This window comes from Enterobacter cloacae complex sp. IR5459, from assembly GCF_049238005.1.
GTDB classification, from domain to species: domain Bacteria; phylum Pseudomonadota; class Gammaproteobacteria; order Enterobacterales; family Enterobacteriaceae; genus Enterobacter; species Enterobacter hormaechei_C.
In genome coordinates, this window is record NZ_JBMKIG010000014.1 from 48,135 (window position 1) to 65,692 (window position 17,558).

The window sequence follows — 17,558 nt, forward strand, 5'->3', positions numbered from 1 at the left end:
GCCGCCCCTGACGGGGCGGCAGGAGAAAAAAACATGACCCAGATTAGCTTTGCCGATTTCTTCAATGAGACAAAAAGGCGCGGAGCCGCCCGCCCTGTCGTGCAGACGGCTCCGGCTGTCCAGTCAGAGCAAGTCCCCCCGCGTCTTATCAGCATCGACACCGCGCGTAAGCAGTTTATCAGTCTGTTTAACCAGACTGCCCGCCACCTTCACCGCTGGGATGTATTCAGCGATTTTGTCAGACTTGCCGCGAGCGAACTGGATATTGCGCGGGTGAGAACGCCAGAGAACGCGGAAAACTGCCGGAAGATCTGCGCGCGATACGATGCGGACGATATCCGCAATTTTCATGAGTTGTTCCGTCTGATGGTTTGCGCGCTGGAGGCTAAATTCCATGACTTCATCGGCTCAATTTTTATGGAGCTTGAGCTGGGGTCGGGAGGTATGGGGCAATATTTTACCCCTTATTCTGTCCAGTCAATGATGGCCAGAATGCTGGTTTCCGGCATTAAAGAGACGGTCACGCGGGAGGGTATCGCGACGATAAGCGATCCGGCCTGCGGTTCGGCAGGAATGATTATTGCCTATGCTGAATGTCTGCTTGAGGCTGATATCAATCCCTCCGCGCACCTGTTCGCCAGTTGCATCGATATTGATCCGGTTGCTGCCGATATGGCATTTATCCAGTTGTCTCTTTTGGGGATTGCGGCGGAGGTGGTGACAGGGAACACGCTCACTATGCAGTTCAATCGTGTACGGTATACGCCTGTTTACTATCTCAACGACTTTGAAGCGAAGCTGAACACTCAGCGCAGACTTAAAGCTATGATGGACTTTATGCGCGATTTATCGAAAGCCGCCTGATGAGGGCTGGGAGGTGCTCAGCGCCTCCCGATGAGTCCAGCAGCGCCGGTTAGTGTCTGGATCATGGTAATTATCTTTTCTTTGGTGGTTTTCCGGTGTCCGAAGGAAGGAACAGCAGCAGCGATAGAAAGTGTTACGGTTGCCAGCTCTACTACCCGCGATACCTTTTCCGACTTCTCGTAAACTTTCCATGTTCGCAGGCTGACTCCAAGCTCTTCGGCCGCCCTGTCACTGCTCCAGTTCATACCTTTTCGCCATAAACGAAGTTCGTAACCCGTCATTTTCTGATACCTAAATAAGTGCAGATTCTGCACTTATTTTAGTGTTTTTTTTGTGGGGAAGTACATATGAATAAAGTGCAGATTCTGCACTTTTATTGATTTTTTTTGTGGATTAATTTGATGCTAAATGACGACGAAAAGCATGTTGTCAGGACTGACATCTGGGTACCTTCGGCTCCCCGTCGCTGCCGGGTCGTCGCCTGCACTTCGCGTGGTGGCCGTACGCCCACCGCGCTACGCGGAGCCGCACGCGTCTCCGTCCTGACGGATAGCAAGCGATACCTGAACCCATCCCGCTTGCAGCTGCCGTTCCGGCAGCGCCGCTCCCACTGACCGCCACGGCGGCCGCAAGGGAACGCCGGATTAACCGGCGCCTTCTGCCGTCCTGTCCGTTTCTGCCGTGAAAGCCTTTCATTACTTATGCACTCTGACAGAGCGCCTCTGTTCAGCAAGGGACGCTGACGCTTTCCGTCCAGATTTTTTCTCGCAGGCTCCAAATAATCTGTCCTTCACCCCTGCTTTCCATCGTCACCCTGTCAGGGCATTAGCGTAATGAAGGCATTTCCCTCATTGCAAGAAAACGGAAAAGGACGACGGCAGAAAAGGCCGGATGGCCTGCAAGATTTGCGTCGTAAGACGCGCAGGATATTGCCGGAAGACTGGCAATAAAAAAGCAGGGCGGGTGCCCTGCCTGTTTACACGGGCTGCTGTAACAGCTCGTTATCATAATGACTCTGAGGAGGCACTATGAAAGACCAGTTCATCGTCGCATGTCGCGAATACTTTGTAAAGGAGCGGGTTAAAACCCGTCATCCAAGGAAAATCCGCGAAACGTTGAAACCAGACACTATCGCGCCACATCTGAAACAACTGGGGACATCACTGGTCCGTTGTGGGCGTGTTCAGAAACCGATCCATATTCCAGCACTTAACGGGGCTGAATGGGATCACGTTCTGAGTACCCTTGAGCTTTCCCACGCGTACGCCTGATAACCGCAGCCCTGCAATGGGGCAGAATTTTATAACACAGTGCCGGAATATTATCCGGCACATTTTTGAAAGGAATGGAACATGCCTCACTACATTTCCCGCGCGCCTCATGGTGTTACCTGCATCCGTCTTGATAACGGTGATGAAGCTCTCTTCGTTAATGGAGAACTGATTTACTCATGTAAAGCCAGTGAGCTTTATCCACGCATTGTTGCATCAGGATTGAATCTGTCGACCGCACTTAGTTTGCCATTTAAACAGCTTACTGCTCAGGTTCCTGATAACCCTCACTGGACGTGGGAGGATGTTACTGCATCGCTCGGATGGGGACAGCGCATTGAACTTAATTACAAAGTTTTGCGTTCTGTTCTGGAATGTAGTCTGAGCCATATTACGCGGAGGGATAGCGAGATTCTGAGCGAACTATGTCACGCAGAATATGAAAGAGAATGGATACATGAATCCGATCTGGGTTACATCATTCGTGTTGATGCCATCAGCTATCCGCTTCTCGCTCTGAAACGTCATGGAATTTCAAAAGCGGCGAGAATAGTGATTTACACTGCCATGATTAAGGCTGATATCAGCATGGTTCATTTTACTTCATGGGGAGAAATGTTGGCAGGCGTTCCGACGTTCGAATGGTAGTTACTACATCATTTTTCTTCGAGCCTGGCTGAAAAAAGATTTCAGCCAGGTAAGAAAAGTATCAGTACATCACATCTTCAGGATGCAGGAATTATTTCGTTGGTGATGACGAATTCCCTGCCATCGGCCTGCGATTTTTACGGGCTGGTTTGTTTTTATCAGCATCACGAACGATTTCACGAAGTGCTCTCTCACTGATTTCATACCCCGTTGTTTTTAGTGTCTCTTTAATGTCAGAGACCGTGTAACCTTTCGTTTTGACCAGTGCTAACAGGTCATCACGGATTGCATCAAGAAATTCCTTTTGTGATTTGCGCTGAGGTGTCAGATCCGGTAATCCAGCCAGAGCAACTTTTGCCAGCTCGATATCTTCATCTGAATAAAATGCCTTCTTACTCATCTTCTTGCCTCTTTCAGAATATTGTCATCCAAATCATAACATTGACCACTGAAAAGTGGCAGTGCTCCGCACTGCCTATGCCGTCAAATCGCCACTAGGCGAAACAGTCAGCGAAGCGTATAATGGCTCGAAAGACGGGACAGGATGTGCATTTGTAATACCGCGCACGCACGATATTCCAAATGCCACCTGGTCAGGGCTCCGCCCCGACACCCGAGTAAGGAGCACACATGAGCGACAAAGCATCCCGAAGGGGAAGTGATAAACGGCAGAAAACCGTAATCAAGACCCTGAGGTTCACGCCGGATGAAATCGAAGAGATCGAACAGAAAGCGGAAGCAGTGGGGCAAAGCGTATCGGCTTATATCCGTAACGCAGCGATGAACAGAAAGATGATTTCACTCATCGACGACAGCTTTATGACCGAACTTTTAAGGCTGGGGAGACTGCAAAAGCATCTCTTTGTTGAAGGAAAACGAGTGGGGGATAAAGAGTACTCCACGGTCCTTGTCGCAATAACAGAACTGTCGACCACGCTCAGAAACAAACTCATGAGCAACGATTAGCACGGAGAGAAGAACAACATCATGATCCCGGTTATTCCACCGAAACGACAAGACGGCAAGTCCTCCTTTGGGGACCTGGTGTCGTACGTTTCTGTTCGTGATGAACCGCGCGATGATGATTTAATGGAAGCCGTGAAAGCTTCCGGAACAAAGCCAGAAATGCCGCACAGCAGTCGCTTTTCCCGTCTGGTTGACTACGCTACTAAACTGCGCGATGAGTCGTTTATCTCGCTGGTTGACGTGATGCCTGACGGCGGGGAATGGGTGAATTTTTACGGTGTGACCTGTTTCCACAATTGCACATCAATTGAAAGTGCAGCTGAAGAAATGGAGTTCTCCGCACGTAAAGCGAAGTTTGCCCACAACAAAAGTGATCCTGTATTCCACTATATTCTGAGCTGGCAGTCGCACGAAAGCCCGCGTCCTGAACAGATTTATGATTCGGTCAGCCATACACTTTCCCGTCTCGGTTTAGCGGGCCATCAGTTCGTTGCTGCCGTTCACACTGACACGGATAACCTCCACGTACACATCGCTGTAAATCGCGTACATCCAGAGACTGGTTATCTTAACCGTCTTGCTTACAGCCAGGAAAAACTGAGTAAAGCCTGTCGTGAACTGGAGATCAAACATGGGTTTTCACCTGACAATGGTTGCTATGTGATTGCCCCTGATAATCGTATTGTTCGTCGTACTTCTGTTGAACGCGATCGTCAAAGTGCCTGGAAACGTGGCCGTAATCAGAGCCTGAGAGAATATATCGCTGACACGGCAATAGCTGGTTTACGGGAGTCACCGGTGACCGACTGGCCTTCTCTCCATCAGAGATTTGCGAAAGAAGGTCTGTTCCTGACAAAGGAGAGCGGCGAGCTAAAAGTGAAGGACGGCTGGGAACGTGAACGTCCTGGCGTTACGCTTTCTGCGTTTGGACACGCCTTTGATACCGATAAACTTATTCGTAAACTGGGTGAGTTTGTTCCTCCTGCACAGGACATTTTCACGCAAGTTCCGGCTGTCGGCCGCTATGAACCAGACAAGATTATTATGCCGTCTCGCCCTGAACGGATGACAGAGAAAGAATCCTTATCCGACTATGCGATCGCACGTTTACGGGCGCCGCTGATTGCACTTGATCAGGATCCAACGCAGCGAACCATACAGTCAGTGCATACGCTTCTGGCACAGTCTGGACTGTATCTGAAAGAACAGCATGACCGTCTGGTTATCTGTGACGGGTATGACTCAACGCGTACACCTGTCAGGGCGGAACGTGTGTGGCCTGCGCTAACGAAGGCTATTCTGGACTCGTATAAAGGAGGCTGGCAGCCGGTACCGAAAGACATTTTCCAGCAGGTTCCCCCTGCGGAACAGTTCACCGGCGGCGGTCTGGAAGCCACCCCAGTTTCCGATCGGGAATGGCGAAAGCTGCGAACAGGTTCGGGTCCGCAGGGGGCGCTGAAACGTGAGATTTTCTCTGATAAGGAGAGCCTCTGGGGCTATGCGGTTTCACACTGCCGTCAGGATATTGAGACGCTGATCGGTAGTGGTGAATTTACCTGGGAACGCTGTCATGAGCTACTTGCGCGTCAGGGGCTGTTGCTGATGCGCGAGCAGCAGGGCCTGGTTGTGATGGACGCTTACAATCACGAACAGACCCCTGTAAAGGCCAGCCACGTTCATCCTGATCTGACGCTTGCACGTTCTGAACCCCATGCTGGTTCGTTTGTTTCGGTGCCGTCAGACATCTTTGAACGTGTTAAGCCGGTCAGCCGTTATAATCCTGAACTGGCCGTGAGCGACCGCGATATTCCGGGTATGAAGCGTGATCCTGAATTGCGTCGTCAGCGTCGCGAAGCGCGCGCAGCTGCGCGAGAAGATCTGAAAGCCCGTTATGCAGCCTGGCGGGCTAACTGGCAGCGCCCTGATTTGCATGGCCGTGAACGTTACCAGGCGATTCATGACGAATGCAGGATGCGTAAAGCGCGCATCCGCATCGAACATCGAGACCCTCTGGTGAGGAAGCTGCATTATCATATTGCAGAGCTTCAGCGCATGCAGGCACTGATTGCGCTGAAAGAAACCATGAAGACTGAACGAGCTGAGCTTATCGGGCAGGGGAAATGGTATCCGCCGTCTTACCGGCAGTGGGTGGAAGCTGAAGCGGTGAAAGGTGACAAAGCTGCGATATCGCAGCTGAGAGGATGGGATTACAGGGATCGTCGTGGTAATGCGGTGAAATCCACAACAGACAACCGATGTGTCGTTATCTGTGAGCCAGGCGGAACGCCGATGTATTCCGGTGTTCCTGGCCTGCGGGCTTCACTGAAGAAGAACGGTCGAGTCCAGTTCCGCGATCCGGAGACAGGCCGCCATATTTGTACCGACTATGGCGACAGGGTTATTTTCCGGAACAGTGGCGATTACGATGCGCTTAAGCGGGATATGGTCAAAGTCGCGCCGGTTCTCTTCAGCCGTTCTCCGAGCGTCGCGATGGCGCCGGAAGGGAATAATGAACAGTTCAATACAGCTTTTGCCAAAATGGTGGCATGGCACAATGTGAACCACCGTGATGAAGGTGAATACCAGATCTCGCGACCGGAGGTCGACCAGGTGCGTGTTGAAAGCGAGATGCGCTTTGCTGAAATGACGTATCAGGGGAGTAATACAGAAGCTGTGCGCAATGAGTCAGGACCAAACTGGAAACCACCTTCACCGTTATAAGCATTCGGGGACCAGATGGAATTTAGCCCGCAGATAAGAAATAAAAAAGGCCGCAAATGCGGCCTTTTAAACTTTTAGGGGATGTTTTATGTCATAACAAGCGACAACGCCCGTGACTACATGGAACGCAAGCAATACATAGGCAAAGCCGCATGATGTCCAGAAGACAGCAAAACTATCATCAGCACCTATGAAAGAAGCGAAAATAAAGAATAACTGAAGTGAGCAACCTGCAATAGATAAAACCAGTGTCTGTTTAGGAATGTTCATTCTCTGCCCCCTGTTTTATCAATCATACTTATCAATCTCCCGTACTGCCAGCAGAACTGGACAGAACAACCTGAACGTCCAATGTGGGGAGAGGATTACGTAACAGACAGGGTATGCCAGCAGTTCCGCGACCGGCTGCGCATCCGGAGAGGAAGTTACGCCAGGCATTTATGAGCATGACCGCGCAGCTCAAGCTGACAGAATGCCAGCAATTATAACGGAAACAGTTTGACGCCCAGCAAGGATTACGAGCGCCAGATCGCAGGATTATTCGTTATCACTGAAAAGGCGGCTGATAAAGAAGGAGGCCACTAAGCAGATAACACCGACGGCAACAATAAATATATGAATACCGGATGCATACTGAGGAAGGATTACACTCATTTCATTTGCAGAATTAACTGGAGCCTGTTCACCATCAAATATGAAACCGAACACAATCAATGCGATACCAGCGCAGAAGGTGCGTATGTGGATATTTCCTTTTAGCCACTGAGCTACTTTGTTGTATGGAAAGAGAATAAGGCCAGCGAAAAACAAGCATAGTAAAAAGAACGCTAAAATAAAAGATAACATTGATTCCTCCAGGCTAACGTTCAGAAAGGGATTTTCGAGTACATTCGCATCATACCAAGCCCGATCTCCCGCAACCAGCAGAACTGGGCGGAATAACCTCCCTGTCCAGGAGGCGCGGGAATTAAACAAGGGGTGTAAAAAAGCCGCTTTCGCGGCCTTATTTAGTTGAATGCGATGCGTGGGACTAATTCCCATTCAGCATGGTCTTTCTTTAAAACACATTTGTATTCAGAACCATCATGTTTTATCTGCAACCCGACGGTATAAAGCTTCTCGCCATCGGAGCAGGCGTACACCTTCTGCTGGTTCGTGAGGAGGATGTTACGGATTTCAGACAACTGCGCCACGGCATCGGTGTCGATAACGGGCTGGGGCGCTGCAGCGGCAACACATGAAAAACCAAGGAGGGCGGCAAATAGTAGCTTCTTCATTTCATTTCCTTCTGTTCTATATCATTTTGTTTATCGGCAGCGGTTCCTGAAACAAGACAATTTTTTTGAACTATCACTCTGGCCACTCCATATCCGGATGTGGTGAATCAGGCAGTTTCGGGGAGATAAATGGCTCGTTTCGATATCTGGAAGGAGGAATATAAGCCGGCTGCGGGAGTGTCAGCGTTCTCAGTATCGCATCTGGTGCGAGCTGAATTTCTTCAGCGCTTACTTGCGTCGGTTCCGATTCAGGCTTATTAAGCGTGATGTACCGTATTGTACGTTCCGCCATAGTGGTTGTTCTGATTACCTCCAGCGCTTCATCCCAGAGGTTTTCTTCCCGTCCACGGTGGTCCGTATCATATTCAGTCATCAGATTATGCGCTTCCTGGCGATTGGCCAGACGCTGCTGAAAGGTATCGATTATCTTCCAGGGTTCAGCTTTTGCCGCTTTACGCCGACGCGAGGGCTTTTCTGTCAGAACACCAATGATTTTGCTGACGTTCTCCGGAGCCGGAAGACGGCGCTGCGCTGTTCGTGGAACAAGTTTACGTAGTTGCTTAAGGTTCGGTGGGTTAATCGTTATGTATCGGTTGATAATGACGGGTGCATTGCACGTTTTGTCCTGCGGCTCGATGTAGAAGGATGCTCCCGGAACCGGATCACCCTGAAATACCGTGTAGTTCTCACCAGGCTGCAATTTAATCAGATCCTGCACATTGATTTTGTTCTCCATCTGAATATTGATGTGGTCGCCATCGATCCAGGAGGTACCAATGATACCGTCACGCCGTTGCAGGCTGACCATGTTCGCCCGGGCTTCCTGTCCTGCGGCATTAGTGATTGTCTTTGCCGTTTTATCATCACTTACGATTTTACCCGCAACCTTAGTGCCGGCGTTTTGCATCAGGGTGGCAACGTTTGTGGCTGAGGTCTGGCTTTCAATGCGCTCCTGGTCCTGGCTCATCATGACGATAGAAAAGTCCAGGGAACGCACCTGTGTGGCCTGAACGGCAATACGCTCGGTATAATAGGCTCCCACCTCGTCGAGATAGTTCATGTAGGGGAAGGGGCCTTTGTATTTGGTGATTTCGAGAGCTTCGGAATCTAGCCCTTCCAGACGATGTCCCAGGTCCCGGGCCAGTATCATGCTCTGCTGGGTAACGAACATTCTCCCCAGTGCAGAGGTTGTGTGCTGAGAGGTGTTCATTGCCGGGATAAGTACCAGGAGTATCCGGTCGCTGTGAATGCTGTCGCGAATATCAATGTCACCGGCATCCTCAGCGAAGATATTACCGAACGTTTCCGTAAATGTGTTGAAGGTTTCCAGAAACTGCCCAGTCAGGTAGCTGTGCTGCTTGCGTGGCTCTTCTGTCCAGGCTGAAGGCTGGCGAACGGTGGCCATATCGAAACCCGGTACGTCTACCAGATAATTATAGAGCGGAGAGACAGCTTCCTCTGGCCATTGATCGTCTATGGCACGGCAGTAAAGCTCTGCCAGTTTCTCCAGTGGCATAAACTCGCGCAGCAGCTGCAACGACATGGTTTTGTTTTCACGGACGCAATAGAACTTTGTGCCAAAAACCAGCGCCTTGTTCATTGCAATTGCTCTGGACTGCCATTCTCCCCCCTGTACGTTGGTCGGCAGCATTGATTGCATCGTCTCAGCAACAAAGGCCTCAGTGCTATAGCAGAAGGGGTTCCACTGGTGAGACTGTGGCCGACTTTTATCACCGTTGTGGATCATCTCACTGCGGGACATGCCGCTATTCATGAAGTTGATGTACTCCACATCATCCTCTCGCCCAAATCGGCGGGCCAGGTAGTAGCAGGTGCGCGCCGTGTCGTTCTGCGCCTTGCCGTCAACAAAGGTGAAGCCCCGACCCCAGCAAAATGAATTGAGCATCCACGCATAGATGGTTTCGGTTTTGCCTCCACCGGTCGAGGCAAAGAACATCACATGACGGGTCAGGTCATCAATGGTGAGCCAGAGTTCGCGCCCGATATCATTCATTCGCCTGTAGCCGAGATAGAATATTCCCTTACCTTTACTTTCCTGCGTTGTTTCATACTGCAACAGTGAGGGGAACCTTCTGAACAGGCTGCGCCGTACCTTCCGGTCTTCAGAGGGGTCTACTTTATTCAGGTGGACAGGCATTCGCATGGGCATACGCCAGCGGTGTGTTCCAAAGCTGATGCTGGCCACGATGGCCAGCAAAAGCAAAAGCGGTATGGCGAGTGGCCAGATAAACCCCGCCACCACACTTCCTGCCATAATGCCGGCATACAGCAGGTGGTCGCGTAAAAGCTCAAGAACAGGGGAGTTCCAGGCATTGCGCTTCATGAGCGCCTGGTTAACGGGCGTATAATTCATGGTTTACTCCTGGATACTGAGGGAACTCACAAAGCGGTCGACCTGTTCTGGTGACATTGGATCTGTAATTTTCAGGAAGTGATCAATTTTATCCGGCGCGGTCAGCATGCCCGTTGCCAGGCGAATGCCCGTGTCAGTCAGCACTGTCGGCGTACCTGAAAAACCAAAGGTGCGGAAGCCAGTATCGTTTACGGCTACTACGGCCTGAGCCGACGCGGAACAGTCTGAGCTCACCTGTGGAGGTGTTGTCTGTCCCGGAACCAGCATACCTGCGTCCGGTCGGAAAAGATCACTCCATGCAACAGCACGAGCTGTCTGGTCCTTCTCGCATAAAACCGGAATGATCTTCTCTACAGCATCGCCGCCGTCATTCACGACTGATACAGGGAATACAACAACGTTGTAACGCTGTGCCAGCTGTTCGATTGCCGGCTCCATACTTCTGCAGACCGCACAGGTAGGATCGAGGAATGCATACAGCGTACGCTCATGCCCGGTTGAGAGCTGGATGGTGAACAGACCGCGATCGGTACTGCGCTTCAGTATTTCCACCATCTTCTGTCGCGCTGGCTGTTCCGTCGCTTCTTTTTTTACTGATGTGGTTGACGTTACCGCTGCCGGTGCTGTTTTCAGGGCTTCAGAAGGCGAAGCCGGTAAGGATTTATGACTTTCCTTCATAATATTCTGCATGTTGTCGGATTCAGCCTGGGCAGCCTGAATGACTGTATTGCCTGCCGTCGGGTTGGCTGGCTCCTGAACAGCAACAGTCTGCCGCGGCCGGGCCGGTGCGATTGCGCCTGGTTCTGCCGGGATAGTCAGTGTCTGGTTTCCCACATTGAGTGAGAAATGGTTGTCCGTACCCAGGAGCCATAACGAAGATGCTATCAGCGCGCCGCTCACAAACAGGGCAAGGGACTTAATACGGCGTTTCATTATTGCCTTACTCTGGGTTTTGAGGTGTCGCGCTATGGTGTTGAAGACTTCCGCCGCATCGTGCATCGGGTCATCAAGAAGTGTCACGGCTTCTGCTGAATATGGATAAAAAGCGATGAGCTTTTTATCGTAGATGGCCATACGCTGAGGCTCACGAAAGGTGAACAGGGCCTGAGGAACACCATGTCCGTGTTGATGTAAAACCACAATGGTGTCGTTACAACGAAAGGTGGTGTAGGTGCTTTCCAGCGACATAATGAGACTCCAGTAGACAGTAAGATAATTAGCGTCAGAAATGAGCGAAATTTCAGAAGATGAGATCGTCATCGTCACCCGGGCGAGTGATGACGTCTTCCGTGAGTGACCAGTTGGTCCGGATGCGACGCCTGCGGTCGCGGTCTGGCTGAGGTTCGTTCCAGATTAGCCCCAGGGACAGCATATCGATGCGCAATCCCTCAATGGCTTCATCGACGCAGGCTTGCGGGCAGGGGAGGCCAAGTCGGATAGCCTCGCTCTCGGTGCGGGCGACGGCGACGATACCTGCACCTTCAATAAATCCTTTGGTGGTGTTTGCCCGGTGCAGGGCATAGAAGAGTGGGCGGTCTACCCCCTTTAGCCATAGCCAGTTAGGTGGTGTCAGCCGTAAATCATGCGCGTACAGCCAGACCAGACCACTTCTGACGTAACGGTGCTCACGCAACCACTGTTTCGCGCCTTCGCTCTGGATGACGCGCTTAAAAGCGGTTCTCGCCAGCGCATAGACCGGAACTGAGAATTTTCCCTTATCACGGCGGCTTTTTATCCGACAGGAGCGGTTCAGGGCATCCATTAATTGACGTGCGGCCGGTCGGTCGTCCAGGAAAAACTGAAGGCCGAATATTGCGAATAATGCCTTTTCATGAGGAGCGAGACTTTTCCATCCATTAAGTGGACGCCCCAGCTGGGCCATAAAAACAGCCCGGCAGCGGGCAACATCGAGCTGCATATTACTGATGAGTTCATGCTCTTCAGCGAAACCCTCAGGGCTTTGTGCCGGACGTCTTTCTGGACGACGTTTATCAAGCAACAGGCGACTGGAATCCCCCTCATTAAGAATGGGGGCAATTGCAGGAGAAATGGTTTCCATAGCGAAGGGCAGCGTGCTGATATTGAGTACCCGTCGTGTTTGCCAGTTTCGTGCAGGATGGCATAACCAGCTCCACAGCGAAGCGGTAGACAGGGGAATGAGGAATATCATCAGGATCACCGTCGTTTGCTTCATCACGTTGATCCACTGATCGTAAGTGATGTTTTCGGCATTGTTGGCGGTGACGGCCAGCAGGTTATAACGCGGTGCGGCCCAGGTGTGGAAGGGGCCAAAATCAGCCATGCCCCACAGGGTATGCAAAATGAAACATGACCAGTACACAAACTCAGGCAAGAACAGCCATGCAACAAGCAGAAGCATAATGCCCAAGATGGCGAGGGCTCCAAGAAATTCAAGCGGGTCAGTCGTTCCCGCGCGAGCGGATGTCATGGAAAAGCTCCCTAAATAAAAACGATGAAGACTAACTGAATAAAAGAGGGCAGCAGAGCCCGAGCTTACGAAAAGTTAGCAAGAGTATTTACTGGTGATAACGGCAGGTGGAATTATATTGATTGGTCAAATATTAGATTGTTGAGGATCTGATACGGATCTCCTTTGTTTTAGTGAGGGGCATTAATAAGATGGGTTGTGGTTTTTATTATCATCATCTGTTTTAAAGTGAATTTTCAGAGCGATGATCTGCGTTAATGAAATCAATGAAAATAGCCGGCAATTAAACCGGCTATTTATTGGAAGGTATTGGATGTGTTTCAGGCAAGAACGGGAACAGGTAGCCCTGTCAGAGATTCAATCTCGGCACGTTTTTTATTCACGACATCGTGGAAGTTGAAGTTATAGGTGTATCCTTTGTTGTTCATTGCATGCAGATGGTTAGCAATACTGGATGCAGCACCGGTATCGATAGGAATCATCGGCAATGATGTGAACCTTGTGAAGAGACGCAACTTTGAATCTTCAACTTCTGTACGTGTCAGGCTGTAAGCATCGAAGCCAATGACATCCATGACATTGCCCGGGTAGATTCGGACGTACAAAAAGGTTCCTTGCTGAAAGTCGAAACCCAGGTAGGTACTTTTCCAGAAGAGCCAGCCCTCAGAAGTGCTTTCCGGGTTGAAATGCCCTGTCTCCTTGATTTTCTCAATAACAGCAAGGATCTTTTTTTTGCGTTTCTTGGCTATGCCGTAATTTATGGCGAATGGGGCGAACAGCATAAACCAAAGACTAAAGAGAAACACATAGTCACTTCCAATAACATAATCCCCATTTGCTACGTATAAAGTAAATAACGGGGCAAGTAAAACTAGTGTAATAACTCCAAAGCGCAAAAATAGAGTTCTGACTACATAATATGGAAGCCACCACTTAGGGAATCTATCTTTCACAGTCAACCCTCCTTAGATATTTCACTCAATATTATAGCACCACTGGATAGATGTCCACTTCTCAGCTTTTAATCCCATCATTATTTGTTTCACCAGGACCATTCATACCCTTCGTATTAACACCAGGGGTATGCCGTATATTCCTCCCACCGGCTACGAACATATCTTTGACAGAACCAGCCATGCTTCCAAGAGTATTTGCTGCATCTCTACCGCCAAGGAACGAAATGACGTAGTCAGGTAAATATGCCTGTAATGCAAACATACTTGATACCAGTGCTGTGCACAGACGGGCATAGATCATTAAAAAACCAGCTAGGCTAAATACACCAGTTAAAGAATTTGCCTGAACGTTGGCAAGTGCAGCCCCGAATAGTGCATGCAAAATTGTGCCTACAGCTATAATTGCTACTGATGCAAAGAAGAATCCAAACACCATCAATGTAGGTCTGATCATTGTGTCGATTAAGTAAATGTAGCCATATGCAGCGCGGCTACCACGATCCTGAGACGTTCCCAGATGTGTTGCTCCCCACAAAGGCCCTGCTGCACAGCCTACCAGCACACTAACTACCCAGTTGCCAATCCCCGTCATCCAGAAAATGAACGGGATAAACGGTAGATAGATTGATAAAGTGAATCCGGCAGTAAACATGAGTAATAGCAGGAAATAAACTGCTGGAGAAATCGCATCCAAACCTTTATTTATACCGCTGACAGTGCCTGTCGATAAGTCTAAAGCTTTACCAAACAGACTTCCTTCTCCCGCAGCTGCAATTATGCGTACGGCAGTATAAGTCGTGAGAGTGCCTTCTGCCGCTCCCAACGTGTAATCCCCTACATTCTTCATCTTAATGAGGGGGTTTACTTGCCCGTTTTCAGTCCCTGTACCACTTAATGATGTAGCAAAATAATTGGTTAGTCTCTGCATTGGCCCCGCAACAGATTTCATGAAAACGCTATTTGGATCGTTTCCATCGACAGCCATTTGCTCGTCACTTGAGACAATAGTGCCTAAAGCGGGGCTGAAGCTGGAATTCTGCAATTGCGTACGGTAGGCGCTCATTACCGCATTGAACAGGTCTCCGCTGCCAATTTCCCCAAGAGATGACATTCCACTGGTTGCAGGCGCGCGACTGGCAACTTCTGTCAGGCGTTGATTGGCCGTTGCAAAAGTCTGGTACCAGGCACCGAGAGCCGCCCAGCCATATGTGTCGAGGTAATTCCTGACAGCATCCTGTATGCCATTTTGTTCACTCTGCGCCGGTAATGCGCGCTGAACAGTTTGTTCGTACGTACTGGCTGCTCTCTGAATGCGGGTTTCAATATCCGGGAGTGTGCCGTTGCCGGTTGTTCGTTTATTCATAAACCCTGCCATAAACTCGCTGGCCGCGCTGTCCATATCCTGGATCATTGCTTCCATAGCTTTGTTTTGCGCATCCACCACTTCACGTGTATCGCGGTTACTGAAGGGGTTAAAGAAGCTTCCGGAACCAGACGAGGAGTCCGATTTCTGTTGTTCCGGTATCGTCGCCGTGCCGCACACACCGCTGCCATTAGTGACCCGGTAGGTATAATTCCCTCCAGAAGAACCGGATACCCCTGCCATTCTGGCTGTGGTCGAGCTTGCCGTGCTGTTGTAATCGTCCAGCGCAGTATTGATGGCATGTTTACAAAGCTGCATCTCAAAAATACCGCGTGCAGAAGTGCGGGTCGAAGCCTGTGTGGGCTGGACAGTCAGGGAGTAGCCGCTGGCAATATCACTGGCAGCTTTGGACACCATCAGGTTGGCAGAACCTATGCCCATAATCGACGCGCCCCAGAGGATGATTAGCTGGGACATGCTCCAGCCATTGGCTGTAGGGATAATCATCAAAAATCCTGACACTGTGCTCAGTGTGCTGGTGATATCGCGATCCCCACTGAATACCTTGCCCTGATGCCCCGTTTTATTAATGTGCTTCAGACCAATAAATACAAACCAGACGACGGCAAGGACGGCGATAATTCCGTTAAACAGAGCAAACAGATTCCCGATCATCGTGGTATTGCCGGCGGCGAGAGGGTCCAGCACCACATCGCCGAAGATAGTGACCAGTGCCTGTCGGGAGAGGTCCTGTGCATTGGTTGCAGCAGAGACTATGTCATCGTAAGTGACACCTGCGCGTGCCGGGGTAACAGAGATAAGCAGCCCTGCACAAAGCGCACGAATGAGATTTTTCACGGTAACTCCGGATAATGCATGAATGCCGGGATGTCGGCAGGAGGCAGAGAAGGGCAGCTATTTCCCGAGAATGGCATCTCGTACGGCATGGGTTTCCGCCATGAAATGCTGAAAGGTGCCTCTTTCAGCAAGACTTACGCGACGGTTGCGTAACTGCCACAGTCGGTAGGTTACGATTAGCGCTTTTGACCATGCCACGCCAGCACCGGAAAACAGCACCACACAGGTGCTGATCTGGTGCGCGGAGATACTCCCGCCAATAATGAATGGTGTCAGTGCTGCAAGCGGAACCGGTATGGCCATAAGCCAGAACAGCACTCGCCAGCGCTTGCGCTGGCTCACATACCCCTTATCCAGCTGTGCGGGGGTACAACCTGATTCCGCAACGGCTTTTTCCCAGTCAGGAGAAGCCGGCGGTTTGTCGTCAGTAATGAGCTCCGGAAAAGCATCACGCATTCGCTCAATATTTCGTGAGGTCATGTGCCGGGCAGCCCGCAAATACCACTTCGTTTCCTGCAATGGCAGAAATATGCTCAGCAGTCCCCGGGTAATACGTCCAGGTAGTCCTTTTTTCCGTGCGACTGTTTTTTCCAGTGTCATTTGGCAGCTCCCTGGTTCATGGCTGATTCGAGTTGTTTCAGACGTGGGGCGTAGGACTGGCGGGCAAAGGCGGCGAGTAGCTGGCCGTCGATCACGTTCCCTTTGCGCAGCAACTCTTTAATGTCGTTAAGTTGCCAGTTCATCTGTGCCGTAGTTCGGATGAGTTCGCGCATAAGGTTATCCCCGTCCATTTGCTGCAGGTCGGAGAGATAGGCTGTGTTGGCATATCGACGTCCGGCCTCAAACGATTCAAATTCTCGCTGGCTCATGTAGCCCTTTGCCTTCGCCTCCGGCGAAGCCACATTGTCAAAATACTGCGCAGCGGAAGGTGACTGCAGTGCTTCTTTCAGGGCATCACGGGTGGTTTCACTGGTCTTACTGTCGGCAATCAGCGAGAGCTGAGGTTCAGACGCGGCATCGATGATACCGTTGTACTCGTTGAGCAACCCTACATACGTACGACCGGTAACAGTGTTGACTTCACCTTTGCCTGGCGTGCGGCCTGCTGAAGGTCGAGCCGTGTTTTTCATGTAGGCCATAGCGGCATCAATCTGTTCCTGTGACCAGGAAAGTGCCGGTGCCTGCCCTTCAGGTCCCGCGCCGCCATAGATGGAGCGTACCTGACTGTCACCTCCGGGCAAATTACTGACGGCAGGGCAGATACCGGTTCCGCCAAAGCGTTCATATTCTGCTGCCGTACAGTACGCGGCATGTACGTTCGCACCGTCATAAGCGTCGCGGGCCTGTTCTTCCGATGCTGTAGAAATCCTCTTCCGCACCGCTGAACTGGAAACACCTTTGCCTGATGAGAGTTTTGACGCGGCGCTGCCTGATGCACTTTTACTTTGTGCTGCCACACCGGATGCGGAATCACTACAGATCGAATCCGGTACCGAAAAACTCTGCCGTGCCTCCTCCAGACGTTGGGTTTCATTATTGAAAATCATTTGCTGACGAGTAGCCTGCCCATCCTGATTAATCAGGGCGCCGAGCTTGTCGGCGTTCTGTGTGATGGCTGTGCCGGTTGCCTGTTGCATCTGTAGTATTTCGACCAGAGTTGCCTGAATGGTGGCCATCTCAGGCAGAACCTGAGTCGTGATCGGAACGCTGGAGTTCACGTTGACCGTTAAAGCACAGGCAACAGTGGGAAGGCTGGACGCGATGGCCAGCGCCAGCGCGGGGAGATGACGTTGTATCATGAAATTCTCCGT

The 17,558-nt window shown here is 50.7% G+C and carries 17 protein-coding genes; 5 read left to right on the top strand and 12 right to left on the bottom strand.

Annotated elements, in window-relative coordinates; translation table 11 throughout:
* Positions 1-33 precede the first annotated feature (33 nt).
* A complete protein-coding gene (locus tag ACOTX4_RS22300) occupies positions 34-864 on the top strand; it encodes an N-6 DNA methylase (RefSeq protein ID WP_155026676.1) in 831 nt (276 codons plus the stop codon).
* Positions 865-881: 17 nt separating this feature from the next.
* Here the strand turns inward: ACOTX4_RS22300 and ACOTX4_RS22305 are convergent, their stop codons facing one another.
* Positions 882-1,109 carry an XRE family transcriptional regulator gene (locus ACOTX4_RS22305; RefSeq protein ID WP_369794051.1) on the bottom strand — a complete coding sequence of 76 codons (228 nt, stop codon included), beginning with the start codon at positions 1,107-1,109 and terminating at the stop codon, positions 882-884.
* Between the two features lie 783 nt (positions 1,110-1,892).
* Between ACOTX4_RS22305 and ACOTX4_RS22310 the strand changes: the two genes are divergently transcribed.
* Positions 1,893-2,135, top strand: coding sequence for a hypothetical protein (locus ACOTX4_RS22310; protein WP_180238924.1), 243 nt, complete (start codon positions 1,893-1,895; stop codon positions 2,133-2,135).
* A gap of 81 nt (positions 2,136-2,216) precedes the next feature.
* Positions 2,217-2,783 carry a DUF5983 family protein gene (locus ACOTX4_RS22315; protein WP_180238923.1) on the top strand — a complete coding sequence of 189 codons (567 nt, stop codon included), beginning with the start codon at positions 2,217-2,219 and terminating at the stop codon, positions 2,781-2,783.
* A gap of 91 nt (positions 2,784-2,874) precedes the next feature.
* Here the strand turns inward: ACOTX4_RS22315 and ACOTX4_RS22320 are convergent, their stop codons facing one another.
* Positions 2,875-3,183 carry a molybdopterin-guanine dinucleotide biosynthesis protein MobC gene (locus ACOTX4_RS22320; protein WP_180238922.1) on the bottom strand — a complete coding sequence of 103 codons (309 nt, stop codon included), beginning with the start codon at positions 3,181-3,183 and terminating at the stop codon, positions 2,875-2,877.
* Positions 3,184-3,413: 230 nt separating this feature from the next.
* Between ACOTX4_RS22320 and mobA the strand changes: the two genes are divergently transcribed.
* Both mobA and ACOTX4_RS22330 read left to right on the top strand, forming a co-directional pair.
* A complete protein-coding gene (gene mobA / locus ACOTX4_RS22325; protein WP_045347619.1) occupies positions 3,414-3,749 on the top strand; it encodes a plasmid mobilization protein MobA in 336 nt (111 codons plus the stop codon).
* Positions 3,750-3,770: 21 nt separating this feature from the next.
* Positions 3,771-6,470 carry a relaxase/mobilization nuclease domain-containing protein gene (locus tag ACOTX4_RS22330; RefSeq protein ID WP_137042051.1) on the top strand — a complete coding sequence of 900 codons (2,700 nt, stop codon included), beginning with the start codon at positions 3,771-3,773 and terminating at the stop codon, positions 6,468-6,470.
* A gap of 66 nt (positions 6,471-6,536) precedes the next feature.
* On the opposite strand, the gene ACOTX4_RS22335 is transcribed toward ACOTX4_RS22330, so the two are convergent.
* The 10 genes from ACOTX4_RS22335 to traW all read right to left on the bottom strand — a co-directional run bounded on the left by ACOTX4_RS22335 (position 6,537) and on the right by traW (position 17,546).
* Positions 6,537-6,740, bottom strand: a complete 204-nt coding sequence (locus tag ACOTX4_RS22335) for a hypothetical protein (protein ID WP_123839396.1) — start codon at positions 6,738-6,740, stop codon at positions 6,537-6,539.
* A 267-nt stretch (positions 6,741-7,007) separates the two neighbouring features.
* A complete protein-coding gene (locus tag ACOTX4_RS22340; RefSeq protein WP_137042052.1) occupies positions 7,008-7,511 on the bottom strand; it encodes a hypothetical protein in 504 nt (167 codons plus the stop codon).
* Positions 7,478-7,747 (bottom strand): hypothetical protein, encoded by a 270-nt coding sequence (locus ACOTX4_RS22345; protein WP_137042053.1) that lies wholly within the window; start codon positions 7,745-7,747, stop codon positions 7,478-7,480. The genes ACOTX4_RS22340 and ACOTX4_RS22345 overlap by 34 nt, the downstream gene beginning before the upstream one ends.
* A 73-nt stretch (positions 7,748-7,820) precedes the next feature.
* Positions 7,821-10,121, bottom strand: a complete 2,301-nt coding sequence (trbC, locus tag ACOTX4_RS22350; protein ID WP_137042054.1) for an F-type conjugative transfer protein TrbC — start codon at positions 10,119-10,121, stop codon at positions 7,821-7,823.
* Between the two features lie 3 nt (positions 10,122-10,124).
* Positions 10,125-11,309, bottom strand: a complete 1,185-nt coding sequence (locus ACOTX4_RS22355) for a thioredoxin fold domain-containing protein (RefSeq protein WP_285934791.1) — start codon at positions 11,307-11,309, stop codon at positions 10,125-10,127.
* A gap of 52 nt (positions 11,310-11,361) precedes the next feature.
* Complete coding sequence (locus ACOTX4_RS22360; RefSeq protein ID WP_032650374.1) at positions 11,362-12,570, bottom strand: hypothetical protein; 1,209 nt, start codon at positions 12,568-12,570, stop codon at positions 11,362-11,364.
* Positions 12,571-12,890: 320 nt separating this feature from the next.
* Positions 12,891-13,523 (bottom strand): plasmid IncI1-type surface exclusion protein ExcA, encoded by a 633-nt coding sequence (gene excA / locus ACOTX4_RS22365; protein WP_137042056.1) that lies wholly within the window; start codon positions 13,521-13,523, stop codon positions 12,891-12,893.
* Between the two features lie 61 nt (positions 13,524-13,584).
* The gene (locus tag ACOTX4_RS22370) at positions 13,585-15,747 is read right to left on the bottom strand and encodes a DotA/TraY family protein (RefSeq protein WP_045891824.1); all 2,163 of its coding nucleotides are present in this window, start codon (positions 15,745-15,747) and stop codon (positions 13,585-13,587) included.
* A 57-nt stretch (positions 15,748-15,804) separates the two neighbouring features.
* The gene (gene traX, locus ACOTX4_RS22375) at positions 15,805-16,347 is read right to left on the bottom strand and encodes a conjugal transfer protein TraX (RefSeq protein WP_131657229.1); all 543 of its coding nucleotides are present in this window, start codon (positions 16,345-16,347) and stop codon (positions 15,805-15,807) included.
* Entirely contained in the window at positions 16,344-17,546 is a 1,203-nt protein-coding gene (traW, locus tag ACOTX4_RS22380) for a conjugal transfer protein TraW (protein WP_137042057.1), read from the bottom strand. The genes traX and traW overlap by 4 nt, the downstream gene beginning before the upstream one ends.
* Positions 17,547-17,558: the final 12 nt, after the last annotated feature.